We start from the raw sequence: 18,836 nt of genomic DNA, 5'->3' as shown, positions 1-18,836 counted from the left end.
GATTTTCCTCTCCAGAATCGACATATGACCTTTGGGCATTATCGTGAGCAGGGAAGCCAACTGACTCAGTTCGCCTCGTGTCCCTGCATCGACGCCGTAATGAGCTCCGCAGCCAGCTTTTCGTTGTGGAATCGTCGGAACATGGTGCCTCCGCCGCGTAGCAGCCGCACGTTCAGTTCATAAGCGCTGTCGAGCATCTGCGACAGGAGCGGCATATCGAGGTGACCTGTGACGATGTCGAAGAGAGCCTCCAGACTGAATTCCCAGCGCGTGACCGCCCCCAGTCGATACGACACCTCTTCCGCCATCCAAAAGCCATGTTCGGGACGGGCCTCAGACGGATCCAACGGCACGACTGAGGTATTGATGAACACATCGGTTCCCCATTCGCCGCCGTACATATTCTCGTGGACGACGATCGTTTCGAGCGAACCACAGCTGATGGCTGCCAGCCTCCGATGGTCCTTACTCCGATTGGTGGAAGGTAGGCAGGACACCACCCACAAATGTCGTTGGGTGTTTACGGGATCGGGGATCGTCTCGTAGAGGTACCATCCGAGCACGGCCCGGATCAGCTCGTAGTCATCGTGACCCAGTAGGTCCACGAATTTCTGCTGACTCGGAGCGAGTACCCCGTCCTGCGGCCGCGTACGCGACTGCCTGTCCCAAGGAAGGATGGTAGTGACCCCCTCCTCCACTGTCAGTGATACATCTCCATCTCCCCCGGGTCGATTGGCGTGGCGGATATTGCGCACTGAGAATCCCCGCTCCGTCGCGGTGATCAGCTGTTTTTCTAGACGATCGAGGTCCTCGTGAGGAAACGGAAAAAACTCCAGTGTGGTGATGTCGTCCCAGGTTCGACGGTGTCGCGCGAAGCGGGAGACGACATTCACGGATTGCCCGACGTATCGGTGACCGTCGGCGAAGGTCAGTCGATAAACCCCCCGAAGCGTGGTTTGCTGCACGAGGGCGAATTGGATGGATCCCAGATCACGAACATCGTAGGCAACGCCCCGGTAGTGAAACTCTGGCTCAGTCACTGAGTTATTCCCCCACCATTTGATCAGAGGACCCCGGAACGCTCGTCGGATCCTTGTCCACGGCCGCGCGCTCCACCGCCCCTTCGATTGTCTCCACAGCGACGTCGAAACGAATTCGCTCCTGTTCGATGCGCAACTGGCCCGCCATGATGAGCTCGTCCACAGCGTCCCCCTCTATCGCGGTCAGCCCGGGGTAAGCGCGTATCTGGAACTTGCGGTCCGGAACCCCGAAACGCGCCCACCTCCGCACGGTGTCCACATCCATGAGCACCGACGTCACGTCCCCATGGGCGCCGCGCACGCCAGAGAGGATCGCGAAGCCATCTGCGTCCAGGTCACCCCAGTACACAAGCCGCGCAGACCGAAACCAGGGATGAGCAACCAACGTCACAGCCCAATACCCCCCACCCCACACCAGAACAACCCCCGGCCAGGTCGGGAGAGCGAGGAAGCTGCTGAGATTCTCCACCATGAGGATGACGTGCGGCGGTGGAACGGCGGACAGTTCCTCGACGGGGACCTCCACATCGCACAATCCCCCGGGCCCCTCGCCAGGATGAAAACGCATCCGCACTCGGGCCGGCGGTGCCAGCAGACCGAGGGCGTCGCGACCGACCACTCCCCGGATCGCGGCCAGGAGGGTCTCCACCAGCGAGCGGTGGCGCTCCAGCCACTTGGTGTCCACCCCTTCCACCGCCACTGCACGGGGCAGTACGGAAACTCCCGGACGGTCCCGAAACCAGGCCACGACATTCAGAGCTGTCTCCAGAGTAGAAGTCTCCAGGTCGGCCCACAGTGACACAGCAGCGACAACCGCCTCCCGGTCGCACCCCGCCTGCATGAGCAGATCCCGGCGCTCCACCCAGTCCGCCCACTCGACTGATAACCCGGCTTCACGAACCAGACCGGCAACGGTATCGAGGTGGAGCCGGACTGGGACCAGGTGTCGGCCGACACCTGCTGACGTCCAGTTGCGCTCCTCCCATACCACGCCTGACACCCCTTCCCAGTCCCGGATGAACCGTCTCGTCCCCTCCTCATCCGAAGCAGCGGCGCGCGCCGTTGGTGGGTGCAGAGGTAGACCGTGGCCGACGAAGGCGTCGAGAAGCAGTTGTTGACGGTGTCTTCGAACGTGGCGCTGGAGCTTGGCGCGGGCGTCGGCACGCATGACCACCATGTCAGTTCTCCTCAATTCTGGACAGCCCGGATGTGCCTCGAACCTCACCGTTCGAGTCGGGGGACTCTGCGTAACTGACGACCACGGTCCCACCGACATAGGGACTCAACGTTCGGATGAGCTTGAGTGGCGTGGCAAGGATCATGTGGAAACCGAAGTTGGCGAAAACGTCCATGGTCTGCCGGGTGAAGGCCGGATCGGCGCGGTCAAAGGCCTCGTCGAGTATGACGGAGGCATACGCGGGGTACTGCGCCCCGGGCTCCGCCAGCTGGTAGCGCAACGCAGCCGCCAGGCAGAAGAACACCAGCTTTTGTGCCTGCCCGCCGGACAGGGACGTCGAGTCGACGTAGGTGTTGATCGTCTCGCCCTCGCCGTTTTGCTCCAGACCGATGAAGCTGACGTGCCGGCGGGTGTCCAGGACCTGGCGGCGCCAACGCTGGTCGGCGGAATCCTGCGACCCGAGTCGCCGCATTATCTTCGCTATCGACTGGTAGCGGGCGAAGGCCGACTTCTCGTCGCTGCTGCCCAGGCCACCGCTGGTGGCGTCGTCAAGGTCCCGCTGGAACTGCACGACGATGTCTCCCCGTTTGTCGCGGACCTCGATGTGCAGGTAGCGGCCGGTGTTGAACTCGGAGCGCGCCAGCGAGCGGTTGATCGGCTCGATGCGCTCCTCGATCGCCCGACGGGCATCACGCAGCTTCTTCGCGATGGTCCCGAGGTTCCTGGTGGACATGTCGTTCATCAGAGACAGGAACTCCTGGGTGAACTCGGCGAGACGGTCATCGCGGAGGAAGGACAGACGCTTGAGTGCCTCCCCGATGTACTTCGGTTCCGGCAGCATGTCAGCTTGTTCCGCGGGCCAGGTCTGCAGGTAGCGGGTGAGCAGATTGCCGATCTGTGTGTCAGCCTGCCTCAGGGTCGCCTCGCAGGTCTCGATTCGGTCATCGAGCTCCTCCCGCAACGCCAGGGTGCGCTCGTCGACATTGCCCGCGTGGATACGGCGGGTGGCGTCGGCCAGGCGTGACTCCAGTTCCCGCGCGATGTCCTCCGCAACCTCCACGACCGGTTGGGACTTCAGATAAGCCAGCTCCTCTTCCGCCCTGCTCAGCGAAGCCGCCAGTACCGCCTGCTTCTCCAGTGCGGCATCCGCCTCCTGCTCCGCCCGCGACCGCGCGGCCAGGGCATCCCGGAGTCGGGTGGTCTTCTCCTCCGCTTCCGGAGAGGTGGTCAGGTCCTCCAGTGCCCGATCCAAATCAGTGACTGCACTGTGTGCCGCCTCCACATCCACCTCGGCCCACGGCGTCCGCAGGATGAGCAGAGCCGCTTGATGCTCTCGGTCGAGTCCCTCCACAAGCGACCCCACCTCCCGGAGTCGGCGAGCAGCGGCGTCAACCTTCCGCTTCACCGTGGTCACCTGCGTCCGGAGCAGTTCAATCTTCTCGTGGTTGGTGGACCCGAGGCGGTAGGTGGCCCGGTCACCGAGTTGTCGCCGGTCGTCCTTCTCCAGCCGCTCGGTAGGGTCACCGGAGCGCAGGGCGTAGCGGACCAGTCCCTGCAGCGTGACACCGTTGTCGCCGGGACGCAGCTCACCCAGTGCCCGGGCATCCCTGACGCAGAGGAAATTGTGTCGTCGCCCCAACTCGAAGTGCAGCCAGTCACGGAACGGCGATTCGATGACCTCAACCTTGCGGGGCAGGGCATTGTGCGCCAGACGCGGGGAGGAATAGGTCTCCTTCGTGCGCACACCGTTGATCTGCAGGCGCGCACCCAGGTGGTGGGAGTCCACCCATTCCCGCACCCGCGGGAGCACGGTGTCTGTGACCAGCAGGGTGGCCGCCAGTCCGGCGAGGCGACGTTGCACCACCGGCTCCCACTCCGCGTCGATCGGGTCGATGAGTTCTCCGGCGAAGGGCAGGTCGCGATGGCTCAGTCCCAGGTCGTGGCAGAGAGCGTCGCGGACGCCGAGTAGCCGGGACTCGATGTTGCTCGTGCCTCTGCTCAACGAGGTGAGTTCACGCTCCGCCACTTCCAGCTCGTCTTGGGCGCGGGTACGGTCCGCCACCGCCTGCTGGCTCTGCTGCTCGAGTGCTTCTCGACGTTCCCGGAACTCATCCACGATCACCCGCGCATCATTGCCCAGCCGCAGATACCCGGCTGCATCGGTGGGTTCCTCCCCGCCGATTCCGGTGATCGCCTCCCTGATCTGCTCCAATTGCGCCTGCACCCGTGCCAGGCGCTCCTGCGCGGCATAACGCCTGGCGCTGAGTTCACCGTGCTTCGCCCCGAGGGTCTGGTCCACCGCATCCTGTGCGATCTGTGCCATCTCCTGTGCATGCCCCCGGTGCTGCCGGGCGGACTTCAGCTGCGAGGTCGCTTCATCATGTTCGATGGTGAAGCGGCGCACCAGTGCAGACTGCTCTTCACGCTTGATTCGGTTGCTCACCGTGGGCAGTGCACGCTTGAGCTGGTGCGCATGGTCCTTGCTTTCCGACGCCTCCGTCTTCCTTTTCTGCAGCCCCACCAGCGGCTCCAGGGCGGCCACCTGCGCGCGGATGTCCTCCACCCGTTCATAGGCCCCTTCCAGATCGCGGAACTGCTCCAGAGCCTGATCTGCCTTGTGGAAGGTGTCCGGCTCAACGAGCATGTAGTCCCGGAATAGGTCATCGAGGCTCTGCAGGTCCTTCGCCGACTGGGCGCGGTGCAGAAGGAACTGGGCCTCCTCGCTCGCGATGCCCAGTCGGGAGCGAAACTTGGCCGCGAACACGGAATGCCTGTCGGAGAACGTCGCCTTCTTATGGGCTGCCTTGATCTTCCGCTTGTCAATGCCGCTGCCCAGATGCTCGACCAGGTCGTAAATGGTGACATCGCCCGGGAACAGCCCGTAGAACTTGTCCACGTCCGGCTGGGCGTTGTGCCCCGACTTCAGGTAGAACATCGCCACGAGGGTGTGCACTCCGCCCTCAGCATTGTCGTAGGTCAGGCCGATGACGGAATAGGTGGCCCGGGGGCGCAGGTAGGTGGCCACCACCTGCCCGGAAGCATGATCCTCCCGGGAGCGCCATGCTCCCCGCACGTAGGAGACCAGGTTGCGCCCCTTCCCACGCGGGGTGTTCGCCTGAGCTGCAGCGTTGAAGCGCACGCGGTCGCCGGGAAGGAGGACTGCGGTGATGGCGTCGATAAGCGTGGACTTGCCTGACCCTGAGCCGCCGGTGATGAGGAAACCCTCCCGTGAGACCGGGACGTCGAGGCTGCCCTCGAAAGTGCCCCAGTTGATCAGCTGGATTCGGGAAAGCCGGTACTGGCCGGGGTGGATGCTCATGTCTCCTCCTCGAAGTCGGTGGTGCCGGTACGGAAGCGTTCGTACTCGGCGCGGACCCCCTCGACAGTCGCCGCGTCGAAGATCTGACGCAGGGCCGGGGACACCTCGTAGCGGCCCTCGGTCTCCGTGCCGGAGACCAGCGAATAGTCGATCATGCGCTTGAAGGCGGCTTCGTATCGGCGGGCCAATTTCGCCTCGTCGGATTCGGCATCCACCCGGTAGAGCAGAATCTGATCGCGTAACTCCCCACGGTCGACGATGACGCGCTCCCCTGGCGCCGCCAACGCCAGTTCCTGCCGCAGGTGCAGGATAATGAGGGTATCCACGTGACTGAGAGACTCTGTGCGCAGCACCTTCGGCATCGGCTCCAGACGCCCGTCCACCACCACGTCCTGCCCGCCAGCGGCTGCCCGGGAGAAGGCGATCCCCGATTCCTCGTCCACCACCAACTCCAGGAAGACGTTGTGCAGGGCCAAGCGCAGCGCCGGCTGATCTGTAACGATCGCCTTCCAGATGAGACGGTTGTTCTCCGCTCGGATCATCGGGCCCTTGAGCAGCTGCACCAGAGCGCGGCGAGAATGATAGGACAGCGTCCCCGTGTCACCCGGCCACATCGATTCCGTCATCGTTGCTCCTCCTTGGTGTCCGGACGCAGGAATCGCCAGCCGCTGATCCGCGCCCTGTGTACCGTTCCCTCATCCTCCCACTGAACCACCTGTGGTGAATCGGTGGAGATTCCTGACTGCATGGCCAAGTGCAGCAGGCCGACGACGCTGGCCAGCCCCTGGGACGGCGGATGTTGGTGCATGACCTCTGCGATGGTGGCGCTGGCCTGGCGGGCAAGGACGTCTGCCACCGCCTCCTCCAGCTCCTCAAAGTCGATCTCGCTGGCCCGGATCTCGGCGAGAAGAGTGTCCGTGTCCAGCTCTACGTCGGCCACCTTCTCCGGCGGCGCCTCCACCTGCTCCTCGCCGGGATTTCTCAGTGCCAGGGCGGACACCGAACGCAGTTGCATTCCGATCCGCACCAGCGGGGTCTCCATCTGGTTCACCGGGTGCACCGCTCCTGTCTGCGCTGCCTGCGCTGCGGCATGCCGGGTCTCCCGCAGCAACTGCACCATGCGGCGATTCTCGGCGAATTCATCTGTGGTGACGTAGTGTCGCAGGCTGCGCGCCAGAAAGGTCATCTCCTCGTTGACCTCGAAGCTGGACTCCTCCATATCCCGGAACACGCGGTGCAGACGAACCCGCAGCTCTTCCGGAATTTCCCGGGTGGCCTCCCTGCCCAGGACATCCCGGATCCACCGGTCGATGAGCGAGGAACGTTCACGGTCCAGTAGAACATCGAAAAAGCTGTTGAAGCTGCGGCCTGCATCCGATTCCCCGATCAGGTCAACCCCACGGAAGATCTCCTCGAGTACGTCACCGCGCGGATCCTCCGGATCGAGCAGCTGGCGGCGCAACTGCCGGTTGAGGTCACCGAGTTCCTGGCGCACACGCGCGAAATCCGCCGGAATCGACGCGGCCAGATCGAGGATGTCCCCCACCCGCTCCCGGATCTGCGTCGGAGTAAGCACCTCGAACTCGCCCCGGTGTGTGGCCTCGATGAGCTCCTCGATCTGCTCCCGCTCCCGTTCCAGCTCTGCGAGTCGCTGCCCGACATCGGGGTCCGACTCACGGGCAAGCGTCTGCAGGGCCTGAGACAATGACTCCATCCGCGAGGCCGACACCGTCCTGTGCGGACGGTCCCAGCGCTGCAGGGCATCGAGCACCGCCAGCACATCCTCGCTGGGTTCGATCGTCTCACCAGTGCGGCTGGAACCTGGTCGGCGGATGAACCACTCACTGCGCACCCAGTCGCCCACATAGTCCTGCGGCCCACGGGGCAGGGTAAACCCCTCGGCCGTGAGATTACGAAGATCCTCATCCAACAGGACGTAGATCTCCTGCGCCGGCCGGGCCACCGCTCCCTGCGGGAAGTAGCTGGCCACCACCGCCAGGACCACTGGCAGATGATCACTGCGCAGCAGGGACATCACCGGGGAGGCCCTACGGAAGCGCGCGAATCCGAGCGCGTGGGAAACCAGACTCATGTCTCTTTCGTACCCGATGGCCCTGACATGCGTCCCAGGAATCGCGACGGTGTTCGAGACACTGCGCGGCGACATGCCTCACCTTTCCTCGCAGCCCTGACGCACCATCCTCGGCGAGCCGCGAATCGGTCCTGAACTAAGTGCTTATCGACGCCACGTGCCAGGCCCATGGCCGCCAGGTTCCGGGCGACCGGACCCGATATGTACACCGGATCGACATGTCAGGCGGATATGTCGATTTCCTCTCCAAAATCGACATATGATCTTTGAGCCTGCTCGTGAACAGGGAAAACAAGCAGCTTCCTCCGCAAGCGCCCTCTTTTCCGCGCGAATGTTAAAGCCCTTATCCATACCCTGACAGGCCAACAGCGAACGGCTACAGTGTTATCCTTTCCTCATGTACTCCTGGCCTCATGCTTCATACGAGACACTCCCTTGGGTCTCCCGTGGCCCCATGTCTGCACGGGCGAGGGCCAGACAACCCGCCGAATACCCATCCGCCCTGGTCCCGTTCATCAGCAGGGCCATCCCCACCCTCCAGCCGGACACCCTGGCCGCGGTCGATACCTCGACGATCGCTGTGACGCGCTTCGACGCCACCCAGGCCGCTGCCGACGTCCCCTTCACCCCCCTGCTCCTACGGGGAGAGTCGGTCGCCTCCTCGCGGATTGAACTACTCACATCGTCCGCCCGCCGGATCCTGGAGGCCGAGCTTCTGGGTACCGCGGGCACGAGCAATGCCGCACTCATTGTGGCGGCGAGCGCTCAGGTATCAGCCGCCATCAACAGCGATGAAATACCGGATGAGGCGGGTATTTTGAGGATGCACCGCCTGCTCATGGAGAAGAGTCGCCCTCAGATTGCCGGGCGTTACCGCAGCGAAGCCGTGTGGATCGGCGGTAGCGACACTCATCCGGTCGGATCCCTGTTCACGGCGCCGCACCACCGCCACCTGACAGGCCTCATGTCCGATCTGGAGACCTGGATGCAGCGCCGGGATGTTCCGGCGCTGGTTCTGGCGGCCATCGCGCACGCGCAGTTCGAGACGATTCATCCGTTCGCCGATGGCAACGGGCGCACCGGGCGTGCCCTCATCCACACTCTGTTGCGCTACCGCGGCCTGACCGTCAACGGTCCGTTGCCATTGTCGGCAGGCATCCTGAGCAGTCCAGACTCATACTTCGCGGCGTTGGACAGCTACCGCGAAGGAGAACTGGATCCGATCGTCCGGCTCATCGCCGACGCCGCATGTCGCGCCACCACACTGGGCACGTGGCTGGGTGAGGAACTCACCGACATCCGAAATGCCTGGGGACACACGGTGACGGCCCGTCGGGACGCCACCGACTGGCGGATCCTGGACGTCCTCATCCGCCAGCCGCTTGTCGACGCCCCCGGCCTCGCCGCCGAACTCGGCGTCAGCGCCACGAATGTCCGCAAGGCACTCGACAGGCTGGAGAACCACGGGATCGTCCTGAGTGCGCAAGTGGCCAGGAATCGGCGGGCGTGGCGCGCCCCCGAGATCCTCGAGCTCCTCGACGAATTCGCGGAGAAGGCCGGCCGTCGGGAGACTCCGCAGATCGGCCTCTGAGTCAGCTGAAGGGACCTGCAGTACCGTGGTGCGGCCTGCGGCCAGGGTGACCTCGCACGTTCGCTCGGATCTGCTCGATACTGGTGATGGTTGCCCTATTGCTTCCGTAGTGGGTTCCGCAGCCCAGCTGCCTTGTCGCCACGGAGCTGCCGTGACCCGAGGGACAGCTTTCCTGCGACGCACACCCGTTCCCCACCCTCACGTTCATGTCCGGATGACAGGGCATGCTGCGATCATGAATCCGCAAGCTGTTCACAGCAACCTTTCCGACAACCTTCGACTGGCCGTTGTCGTCCTTCTCACCCTCGCGCTGGCCACGTCTCGTTTCCTCCCTTCGACAATCGCCCTCGTCATCCTCGGGTTTCTGGCCTTCCTGTCGCTGAGCCTGCCAGCAGTGTTGTGGTGGTTGCGTCGCCTCATCCGCCTGAGCGAAGGCGGCGAAAGGAGTGAGGAAGGTGAACGCGAGGAATCTTCCGCCAGCCCTCCTCCAACCAGCCCCGACGAAGTCCCCTTGGGGGTCGAGGAGCTCGATTCATTGAAAATGCTGCTCCAGCGGCAGTTGGGCGGCACGGGGAGCGTTATCCCTGTTGACGTCGAGATCGGACCCAAGGCGCGTCGCTTCCTCCAGGCGGAAGGTATGTCGTGGTCTGACATTCACGCCCAACTCGGCGGTGCTGCCCACCACGACACCATGTGCGGCGACCACCGATTCCTCTTGCCTGACCTTGAGGTCATCACGGACCAACGACTCACTTTCGTCAAGCACGTCGGCTTTCGCACTGCTGTCCCGGCAGAATCGGCCTCACCTACTCCCGCGGCTCCTTCGCACGCGCACAAGAAACGACACCGCTCTCGCGTCCCCGGCACGAAGCACGATCCCCGGCTCCCAGTACCCACCTCACGTGGGGACCTCATCCGACGACTGAAGGAGCGGGGGTTCGAGGTGACACAGGGACGAAAGCACACGAAAATCACCCACCCCGATTACCCGTCCCGGTTGGCCACCATGCCCACATCCCCTTCCGACCGCCGCTGGATCCACAACCAGTTGCGCGACATCAAGCACGAGTTCGGTATCGACCTTCGTTCTCCTGAGGGGTAACGGTGTCCGAGCAAGATTCCCCCTTCGGTTGTTGAAGGCATGGCGTTGATGATCGCCAACACCGGGCTCTGGGATGCGGCGCGGACTCACACGCCCGAGCTCGGGGGAGACGACCTTGAACAGGGGCCCTCTTGTTCGAGTCTGCGGCTGCACATATTCCGGGTGTGGACGAGGATGGTGCACACCACCGTATCCCCCGCACTGAAAGGCACAACTGTGATCGCTGAAGATCTCTCCGCCCTCGGTTTCGATGCCAACACCTGGGAAGACCTCATGGACATGTCCATGCACCGCGAGCCTCGAGGTGTGGAGGACTTCGCCGGCTTCGACTGGATCAGCCCGTACACCGACCCCAGCGGCGCACGCCTGCTGCGTACGCTGTCCGGTGACGACTGGTCGACCTCAGCTTCTTTCGTGGCAACGCAATCCATCTGGCCGGCGCGAGTGGGTCGGATCAACGACTTCACGTCCCTGATCGACCTGCTGAACCCTGCCGGGGAGATCTTCACCCGTCTCACCGCAAGCCTGGATGATTCCTTCCTCTACCCAGTCCTCAACGGCCCCCAGGACACGGAGACCGGGATGGCGGACGCCACGCTCCAGGTCGCAGGACTGGTGATGGGAGCGGACATCTACCCGGATGCCGACGCATGGAAGGCGAAGCTCGGCGCTGAACGCCCCGTGGCGGACACCCCCGACGGCCCTCTCACAGTTTTCGGGGAGCCCGGCTTCATCCTGGGCCCCTGGACCTTCGAGTACTTCGGCGGCGGCGAGCCGGACACCATTGAGTCATATAACCAGGTGTGCCTTGAGGTGGACACGGTGGACACCCGCACCAACGAACTGACGGGACGGCAGTTCCACGTAGCCACCGGCCAACTTCAGGAAGGGTTGCCGCCGCTCGAGATGTGTCTGCCCGTGGAAATGGCGCCGGATTTGGCGCCGGGCAATGTGGTGGAGGGCGCCGTGCTGATCGTGGCCAACTCCGGGTACTGGGACGAGGTGCTGGCGCAGGCCGAGGGGTGAACGTTGGGAGCGTGTCTGTCTCCGTTGACCGTCGCATGACTGCGGCCTTTTGGCCGTGTAAACCTGTCGGTTGAGGTCGCTCCACCCACTCTGGAAGCTCTTTCGCTTTTCCCTCAGCCTGTGCCGATTCACATCCCCGATGCGGAGTGATTAGGACGTTCATCATTGCGATATCTTTGCCATAACTCTCCGCATTCTTTCCCATGTCTTTGCGAATCATTCACCCGTCATTGCGATCTATCCGGCAGTCTATGCCATACAGCGCGGCTTCATTGCCTTCATTGCTATCATTGAGGCATGAATGACGGCTATGTGGCTGAGTCTGCCGACCTTGATGTCGATACGGACAACCTAGACGAGATCGTCACACGTCTTCGTCGGGACAAGGGGGACAACGAACGTGTGGAAGCGAAACGCGCCCAGGGAGGGGTGGACAAAGCACTGTGGAAATCGGTGAGCTCCTTCGCCAACACGGACGGCGGGCTCATCATTCTCGGACTCGACGAGGAGGCAGGGTTCGCTCCCACCACCGGATTCCCAGCAGTGAAAGTCCAGGACCAGATCGCCAGTGGGCTTCGTACGGGCACCGGGAAGAAACCCGCCGTGACGCCGGTCCCCCAGCACCGCACTTCCACTGCGGAGTTCGAAGGCGCAACGCTTGTGTTGCTGGAGATATACCCCATGCGAAGCGATCCTGGCCTACTGCCCCAGATGCCTTGTTACGTGGAGAATCTCGGCATCGCCAAGGGCAGCTTCAAGCGCTACTTCGACCAGGACCAGAATCTGAGTGCCTATGAAATCCATGCACTCCAGACCATTCAGAGACACGACGACACCGACCGCCAACCCGTTATCGGTTCTTCCGAGGAAGATCTAGATTCCGCAGCGATCACCTCAGTTATCCAGCGGCTGAAGGACCAAGGCTCACAGATCAGTCGAGGCACTTCCGGGAGTACCCAGATCCTGCAACGCATTAACGCAGTCACCATTGTCGGAGACGTGCCCACCCCGACGTTGGCCGGTCTGCTGGCGCTAGGAAACTACCCGCAACAGTATTTTCCGCAGCTGTTCATCGACGTCACCAGCCACCCCACCCCAGAGAAGTCCCGCTCGTCGAACGGCATCCGATTCAATTCCCGTCACATCTGTGATGGGCCGATGCCCATAGCCATCGACTCTGCGGTCAATCACATCATGTCGGTACTTCGCTCCCGATACCGGGAGATCGGGCACCAGGTCATCGACGAGAAGGAGATCCCGGACATCGTCATCCGGGAGGTTGTCGCCAATGCCGTCATGCACCGCGATTACGACGACTACACCCGAGGCCAGCAGATCTCGGTGGACATATTCCCGGACCGTGTGGAGATCACTAATCCAGGCGGGCTGTGGGGTGACCGAACCGTCGACAACATCGCCGAGGGACGTTCGGTCTCCCGTAATGAAGTACTCGCCCGCATCCTCAGTCAGATCCTCAACGAGGATGGTGCGCGCGTCGCGGAAAATCAGGGCAGCGGTGTACCGCGAATCCTTCACTCCATGCGGGCACACGGACTTCCCGCCCCGACATTTTCCGACCATGTCCGGAGTTTCACCGTCACCCTGCCACGATTCGGACTCATCACCTCCGATGTACAGACATGGCTGGACGAGTTCGGCCCCGGTGAGAACCGGGTGCAGGATGTCTCTCTGGTGTTCGCCCACGATCAGGGCGTGGTGACTCCCCAGATGCTCCGCAATCATCTGGGGGTCGATTCCGATGACGCACGCCGGGAACTCCTGGACCTCGTCAAAGCGGGAAAGCTGACGCAGGTCAGCGTCGACCACTACCAGTTGTCCACGGTGCCAGCTGCCGTTGACGACGCGCTCAATCCGATGCAACAGGCAATCATGAAGGTACTCAGCGTTGACCATCCATTGTCCGCGAAGGACATCGCAGACAGAATCGACCGTGCCGTCAGCACGGTTCGACCCCAGATTTCCGAGCTCGTCAGCCGTGGGCTGATCTTGCCCACGGCCCCGCCGACCAGTCGGCACCGCGCCTATCGGCTGCCGTAAGTCAACAGCACCTACCCCACAATCACCACGTCCAGTCGTCGCGGACCGTGTACGCCCTCGACGCGCTCGAGTTCGATGTCGGAGGTGGCCGAGGGTCCGGAGATCATGGTGATCGGGCCGTCCAGCCCGGCGTCGGCCACCCGCTCCCACGCCTCCGGGAACAGTTCCACGATGGTCTCCGCGGGCACGAGGCAGATGTGGTGGTCGGGGATGAGCGAGAGCGCGCGGTGGCCCTCGTCGGCGCGGCCGGTGAGGATGATCGTGCCGGTCTCCGCGCACGCGACGGTCGAGGACGTGATCACGCACGCAGCCGCGAGCGGATCCACCACCTCCTCCACCTCCGGCAACCAGCCGCGATCCAGGCCCGAGGGCAGGACGACCGGGCCCTCCACCAGCCCGGCCAAGACGTCCGGCAGCTCCGCAACGGAGGCAGAGTGCACCCCGGCGCGGTAGTCCACCAGCCGGTCGACGAGCATCTCGCGGACCTGGGCGGCACCTGAGGAAGAGCGGCGTCGATAAGCACGCGGCACCTCGGGCGCGGCAGGAGCATCGGACAGGGACGCCCGCAGGCGGCCGAGGATCTCAGACTTGGCGTTCATCGATTCTCCTTGAACCAGTGGCGGAAGGACTGCTTCGGCGGGGTGGGGATGATGCGTTGCTGGGTCCAGCCACCGACCAGGCCCGGGAGCCAGCGGATGCGGAAGCGCGCCAGCGGCAGCGCGCGCTCCAGCAGGGACATGACGCGCCCGGAGCGCATGAGCAGCGAGGCGCCCTTCATGATCACCGACATCTGGCCGGGCTTGCCCACCTCCTCGACGGAGCGCGCGCGCAGGTGCACGAGGATGTCGGGGATGTTGATCTTCACGGGGCAGACGTCGTAGCACGCCCCGCACAGGGTCGACGCGAAGGGCAGCGTCGCGTTCTCCTCCGAATCCAGGCCCGTGAGCTGCGGCGACAGGATCGCGCCGATGGGCCCGGGGTAGGTGGAGCCGTAGGCGTGGCCGCCGGCGTGCTCGTAGACGGGGCAGACGTTGAGGCAGGCGGAGCAGCGGATGCAGTGCAGCGCGGAGCGTCCCGCCGGGTCAGACAGGACGGCGGATCGACCGTTGTCCAGGAGGACGAGGTGGACGTTGCGCGGGCCGTCGCCGTCGTGGACGCCGGTCCACAGGGAGGTGTAGGGGTTCATGCGCTCGCCGGTGGAGGAACGTGGCAGCAGCTGCAGGAACACCTCCAGATCCTCGAAGGTCGGCACGATCTTCTCGATGCCCATCACCGTGATGAGTGTTTCCGGCAGCGTGAGGCACATGCGACCGTTGCCCTCGGATTCGACCACCGCCAGCGTTCCGGTGGAGGCGACACCGAAGTTCGCGCCGGAGATCGCCACCTTCGCACGCAGGAACTTCTCGCGCAGGTGGGTGCGGGCGGCGTCGGCAAGCACCGTCGGCTCATCGGTGAGCGGCCCGGGCATGTGCGGGGTGAAGATGTCGCGGATTTCGCGGCGGTTGCGGTGGATCGCGGGGACGAGGATGTGCGAGGGCTTGTCGTTGCCCAGCTGGACGATGAGTTCCGCCAGGTCGGTCTCGATGGCGTTGATTCCGGCGGCCTCCAGATGCTCGTTGAGCCCGATCTCCTGGGTGGCCATCGACTTGACCTTGAGAATCTCGGTTTCCCCGGTCTCGCGCACGAGCTTCTCGACGATCGCGTTCGCCTCCGCCGCATCCCGCGCCCAGTGCACCACGCCGCCGCGGGCGGTGAACTCGCGCTCGAACTGCTCGAGCAGTTCCGGCAGGCGCGCCATGACGCCCTCCTTCACCGCCGATCCGCTCGCGCGCAGGTCCTCCCAGTCCGGCAGTTCAGCGGTCACGGCCGCGCGCTTGCCGCGGATGGTGTGGGTGGCGTGGCGGATGTTGGCGCGCATCTGCGTGTTGCGCATCTGCTCCTTCGCCGCGGCCGGGAAGGGCTGCTGCGTGTGCAGGTTGCCCTGGCCGTAGGTGGGGATTCCTAGATTGACCATGGCTGCTCCTTCGTCGAGGCGAGAATTTCCGCGAAATGCAGGGTCTGCTTATCGACGCCCCGCTTGTCCATCGCCCCGCCGATATGCAGGAGGCAGGCGGCGTCGCCGCCGGTGCAGATCCCCGCGCCGGAGCGCTCGACATTGGCGATCTTGGCCTCCGCCATCGCCCCGGAGACGTCGGGGTTCTTGAAGGAGAAGGTGCCGCCGAAGCCGCAGCACTCGGCGGCGTCGGGAAGCGGGCGCAGATCAATCGCGTCCACGGTGCGGATGAGGTCGACCTGGCGATCCCCCAGCCGCAGCAGGCGGGTGCCGTGGCAGGAGGGGTGGTAGGTGACGGTGTGGGGGAAATAGGAGCCGAGCTCGGCGGCGTCGGTGACGCCGAGGACGTCGATAAGCACCTGGGAGAGCTCATAGGTGCGGGTGGCCAGCGCGGTGGCGGCCTCGGCGAGGCCGGTGTCGCCGGCGGCGCGCGCCACCATCGGCTGCTGGTGGTGGGCGGAGGCCACGCAGGAGCCGGAGGGGGCGACGATGATGTCGGCGTCCTCGAAGGCGTGGACGTGGTTGCGCACGACGGGCAGGGCATCGGCGAGATACCCGCTGTTGACGTGCATCTGGCCGCAGCAACCCTGGCCTGCGGGGAAGATGACCTCGTGACCGAGGCGTTCGAGGATCCGGGTGGTGGCGATGGCCACGCGCGGGAACATCGCGTCGACGATGCACGTGGCGAAGAGGGCTATTTTCATGGTGTCTCCAGGAGGAGGTGGGCAGAGCAGGTGACTGACCCGCTGTGGTCTGACCATGCTAAGCCACACGGCCCGGTGATGCAAGCCGAGTCACACCCCTTGACGGATGTGAGGCGCGCCATATAGGCTGCCGTGGACTGACCACAGTGGTCCGACCACATTCTCTCACCAAGGAGTCCGCGTGACCACCTACACCGCGCTCACCGACGCCGTCGGCGGCAATCTGGCCCTGTCGGCACTTGTCGGCACGCTCCCCCTCATCACCTTCTTCGTCATGCTGCTGGCCGTCAAGGCCCGCGCGCACGTCTCCGGCCTGACCTCGCTGGCCGTGGCGCTCATCGTCGCCGTCGCGGCCTTCGGCATGCCCGCCGACCTCGCACTGCTCTCCGCCACCCAGGGCGCGGTGTTCGGACTGTTCCCCATCGTGTGGATCGTCGTCCTCGCCCTGTGGTTCTACCAGGTCACCGTCCTGTCGGGACGTTTCGAGGACATGCGCACCATCTTCGACACCATCGGCGGCGGAGACCTTCGCATCCAAGCCATCCTCATTGCCTTCTGCTTCGGCGGACTGCTCGAGGCACTCGCCGGATTCGGTGCCCCGGTGGCCATCACCGCGACGATGATCCTCGCCCTCGGCCTCACCCCGCTCAAGACCGCCACCGTGGTGCTGCTGGCCAACACCGCGCCCGTCGCCTTCGGTGCCGTCGCCATCCCGATCACCACCGCCGGCACCCTCACCGGCCTCGATCCGGCGACCATCGGCGCGGTCGTCGGCCACCAGGCACCGTTCTTCGCGGTCCTCGTGCCCTTCATCCTGCTGCTCATCATCGACGGTGCCCGCGGCCTGCGCGAGGCGTGGCCCGCCGCACTGGCCATCGGCGTGTCCTTCGCCGTCGCCCAGTGGTGGTGCTCCACGTTCTTCTCCTACGAGCTCACCGACATCGTCGCCGCCCTCGTCGGCCTCGCCGCCGCCGTCATCCTCCTGCGCTTCTGGCGCCCGCGCGGTGCCGACGCCGTCCGCGAGCGCCTCGGAGTGGACAAGCCCGCCGCCCCCGAGGCCCTCACCCCGGCACGCGTGTGGATGGCCGTCCTTCCTTACGTGCTGGTCGTCGCGGTGTTCGGCGTGGCCAAGCTGTGGACGTTCGGCGTCAACGTCCCCGCGCTGCTCGCCGCCACCGACGTCTCCGTGCCGTGGCCGGGTCTCGACGGCCGCCTGCTCGCCGCCGACGGCACCCCGATCAGCGGCACCGTCTACAAGTTCCAGTGGCTGTCCTCCCCCGGCACACTGCTGCTCCTCTCCGGGCTGCTCGTGGCCGGTGTGTACTCCGTCTTCCACGGGGGCGGTCGCTTCCGGCTCTCGCTTGCCGACGCCCTCCTCGAGATCGCCCGCTGCTTCCACAAGATGCGCTGGTCCGCCCTCACCATCGTCAGCGTCCTCTCCCTGGCGTATGTGATGAACTTCTCCGGGCAGACCATCGCCATGGGCACGTGGGTCGCCGGGCTCGGGGCCGTCTTCGCCTTCCTCTCCCCCGTCCTGGGCTGGCTGGGCACCGCCGTCACCGGCTCGGACACCTCCGCCAACGCCCTGTTCGCCAACCTGCAGAAGACCGCCGCCCTGGAGACCGGCCTCGACCCCCACCTCATGACCGCGGCCAACACCTCCGGCGGCGTGGTGGGCAAGATGATCTCCCCGCAGTCCCTGGCCATCGCCGCCACCGCCGTCAACCTCGAGGGACGCGAATCCGCCATCTTCCGATCCGTGGTCTGGTGGTCCGTCGGCCTGCTCGTGCTGCTGTGCACCCTGGTGTACCTGCAGTCGAACCTTCTCGCCGGCATGCTCCCCGTCTAGACTAGGTGTCATGCCCACCACTGCCCGTGCCTATTCCGTCGTCCTCGACTGGCTCGAGGAGCAGTTGCGCTCCGGCGACATCGTCATCGGGGACAAACTCCCCGGTGAACGGGCACTGGCCGAGCAGTTCAGCATCTCCCGCGCCTCGGTCCGCGAGGCCACCCGCATTCTCGACGCCATGGGGCTGGTCCGCTCCGCCGTCGGCTCCGGCCCCAACGCCGGCGCCATCGTCATCTCCGAACCCTCCGCCGCCCTGGGCTGGGCCCTGCGGATGCACGTGGCCACCCGCGCCCTGCCCGTCCGCGACCTGGTGCAGGCCCGCCTGCTCCTGGAGACCCAGGCCGCACGCGACGCCGCCCGGGCAGCCGACACCGAGGAACGCGCCGCCATCCTGCGCAGCGCCGCCGACATCCTCGACCAGATGGACCACCCCGGCCTACCGGCATCCGAGTTCCACTCACTCGACGCCCAGTTCCACATCCTGCTCACCTCCTTGGCGGGCAATGTCGTCGTGGAGACCATGATGTCGTCGCTGCGCGAGGCCACCATCGGGTACATCCAGGAGACCGTGGCCGACCTGCCCGACTGGCAGGCGATCAGCCGCACCCTGCAGGAACAGCACCGGGCGATCCTCGCCGCGGTGGAGAATCGCGAAGGTGACCGCGCCGCCGATCTGCTGCGCGATCACATCACGTGGTTCTCCCGGCTGGGGAGCTGAGCTTAGCCTGCACTTCCTTGTCGATGCAGGTCACCGGGTATAAAATGGGCCACATCAGATACGCGGACGACCTTGCACCACCCACATCCAAGGAGATTCGCATCATG

Annotated in this window: 14 protein-coding genes; 6 read left to right on the top strand and 8 right to left on the bottom strand. The window is 64.8% G+C overall.

Annotated elements, in window-relative coordinates; all coding sequences use genetic code 11:
- Positions 1 to 65: 65 nt before the first annotated feature.
- Genes Q4F73_RS06825 through Q4F73_RS06805 form a run of 5 tightly spaced genes read right to left on the bottom strand, consistent with a single transcriptional unit; the run spans position 66 to position 7,628 of the window.
- Positions 66 to 1,040 (bottom strand): GIY-YIG nuclease family protein, encoded by a 975-nt coding sequence (locus Q4F73_RS06825; RefSeq protein ID WP_303358607.1) that lies wholly within the window; start codon positions 1,038 to 1,040, stop codon positions 66 to 68.
- 4 nt (positions 1,041 to 1,044) lie between these two features.
- Positions 1,045 to 2,217: a Wadjet anti-phage system protein JetD domain-containing protein gene (locus Q4F73_RS06820; RefSeq protein ID WP_303358606.1), complete on the bottom strand. Its 1,173-nt coding sequence runs from the start codon at positions 2,215 to 2,217 to the stop codon at positions 1,045 to 1,047.
- Between the two features lies 1 nt (position 2,218).
- Positions 2,219 to 5,536 carry an ATP-binding protein gene (locus tag Q4F73_RS06815; RefSeq protein ID WP_303358605.1) on the bottom strand — a complete coding sequence of 1,106 codons (3,318 nt, stop codon included), beginning with the start codon at positions 5,534 to 5,536 and terminating at the stop codon, positions 2,219 to 2,221.
- Positions 5,533 to 6,162, bottom strand: a complete 630-nt coding sequence (locus Q4F73_RS06810; protein WP_303358604.1) for a DUF4194 domain-containing protein — start codon at positions 6,160 to 6,162, stop codon at positions 5,533 to 5,535. The genes Q4F73_RS06815 and Q4F73_RS06810 overlap by 4 nt, the downstream gene beginning before the upstream one ends.
- On the bottom strand, positions 6,159 to 7,628 hold the full coding sequence (locus Q4F73_RS06805) for a DUF3375 domain-containing protein (protein ID WP_303358603.1): 1,470 nt from the start codon (positions 7,626 to 7,628) through the stop codon (positions 6,159 to 6,161). Before Q4F73_RS06805 ends, Q4F73_RS06810 begins: the two co-directional genes overlap by 4 nt.
- Positions 7,629 to 8,082: 454 nt before the next feature.
- Between Q4F73_RS06805 and Q4F73_RS06800 the strand changes: the two genes are divergently transcribed.
- The 4 genes from Q4F73_RS06800 (at position 8,083) to Q4F73_RS06785 (ending at position 13,405) form a co-directional block, all read left to right on the top strand.
- Positions 8,083 to 9,219 carry a Fic family protein gene (locus Q4F73_RS06800; protein WP_303358602.1) on the top strand — a complete coding sequence of 379 codons (1,137 nt, stop codon included), beginning with the start codon at positions 8,083 to 8,085 and terminating at the stop codon, positions 9,217 to 9,219.
- 235 nt (positions 9,220 to 9,454) lie between these two features.
- Positions 9,455 to 10,321 (top strand): hypothetical protein, encoded by an 867-nt coding sequence (locus Q4F73_RS06795; RefSeq protein WP_303358601.1) that lies wholly within the window; start codon positions 9,455 to 9,457, stop codon positions 10,319 to 10,321.
- A 48-nt stretch (positions 10,322 to 10,369) separates the two neighbouring features.
- The gene (locus Q4F73_RS06790; protein WP_303358600.1) at positions 10,370 to 11,347 is read left to right on the top strand and encodes a hypothetical protein; all 978 of its coding nucleotides are present in this window, start codon (positions 10,370 to 10,372) and stop codon (positions 11,345 to 11,347) included.
- A 297-nt stretch (positions 11,348 to 11,644) separates the two neighbouring features.
- Positions 11,645 to 13,405 carry an ATP-binding protein gene (locus Q4F73_RS06785; RefSeq protein WP_303358599.1) on the top strand — a complete coding sequence of 587 codons (1,761 nt, stop codon included), beginning with the start codon at positions 11,645 to 11,647 and terminating at the stop codon, positions 13,403 to 13,405.
- Between the two features lie 11 nt (positions 13,406 to 13,416).
- On the opposite strand, the gene Q4F73_RS06780 is transcribed toward Q4F73_RS06785, so the two are convergent.
- From Q4F73_RS06780 to Q4F73_RS06770, 3 genes are read right to left on the bottom strand one after another with little or no spacing between them, the layout of a single operon-like run.
- Entirely contained in the window at positions 13,417 to 14,004 is a 588-nt protein-coding gene (locus Q4F73_RS06780) for an LUD domain-containing protein (protein WP_303358598.1), read from the bottom strand.
- A complete protein-coding gene (locus Q4F73_RS06775) occupies positions 14,001 to 15,419 on the bottom strand; it encodes a LutB/LldF family L-lactate oxidation iron-sulfur protein (RefSeq protein ID WP_303358597.1) in 1,419 nt (472 codons plus the stop codon). The genes Q4F73_RS06780 and Q4F73_RS06775 overlap by 4 nt, the downstream gene beginning before the upstream one ends.
- Entirely contained in the window at positions 15,407 to 16,162 is a 756-nt protein-coding gene (locus tag Q4F73_RS06770) for a (Fe-S)-binding protein (RefSeq protein WP_303358596.1), read from the bottom strand. The genes Q4F73_RS06775 and Q4F73_RS06770 overlap by 13 nt, the downstream gene beginning before the upstream one ends.
- Before the next feature lie 181 nt (positions 16,163 to 16,343).
- Here Q4F73_RS06770 and Q4F73_RS06765 point away from each other — a divergent pair, with 181 nt between their 5' ends.
- Together Q4F73_RS06765 and Q4F73_RS06760 are read left to right on the top strand one after the other, a co-directional pair.
- On the top strand, positions 16,344 to 18,011 hold the full coding sequence (locus tag Q4F73_RS06765) for an L-lactate permease (RefSeq protein WP_303358595.1): 1,668 nt from the start codon (positions 16,344 to 16,346) through the stop codon (positions 18,009 to 18,011).
- Between the two features lie 10 nt (positions 18,012 to 18,021).
- A complete protein-coding gene (locus tag Q4F73_RS06760; protein ID WP_303358594.1) occupies positions 18,022 to 18,729 on the top strand; it encodes a FadR/GntR family transcriptional regulator in 708 nt (235 codons plus the stop codon).
- Positions 18,730 to 18,836 lie beyond the last annotated feature (107 nt).

This window comes from Corynebacterium sp. (genome assembly GCF_030535495.1).
Lineage (GTDB): Bacteria > Actinomycetota > Actinomycetes > Mycobacteriales > Mycobacteriaceae > Corynebacterium.
The sequence above is the reverse complement of the archived record's forward strand: the minus strand, read 5'-3'. Positions and strand labels throughout refer to the sequence as shown.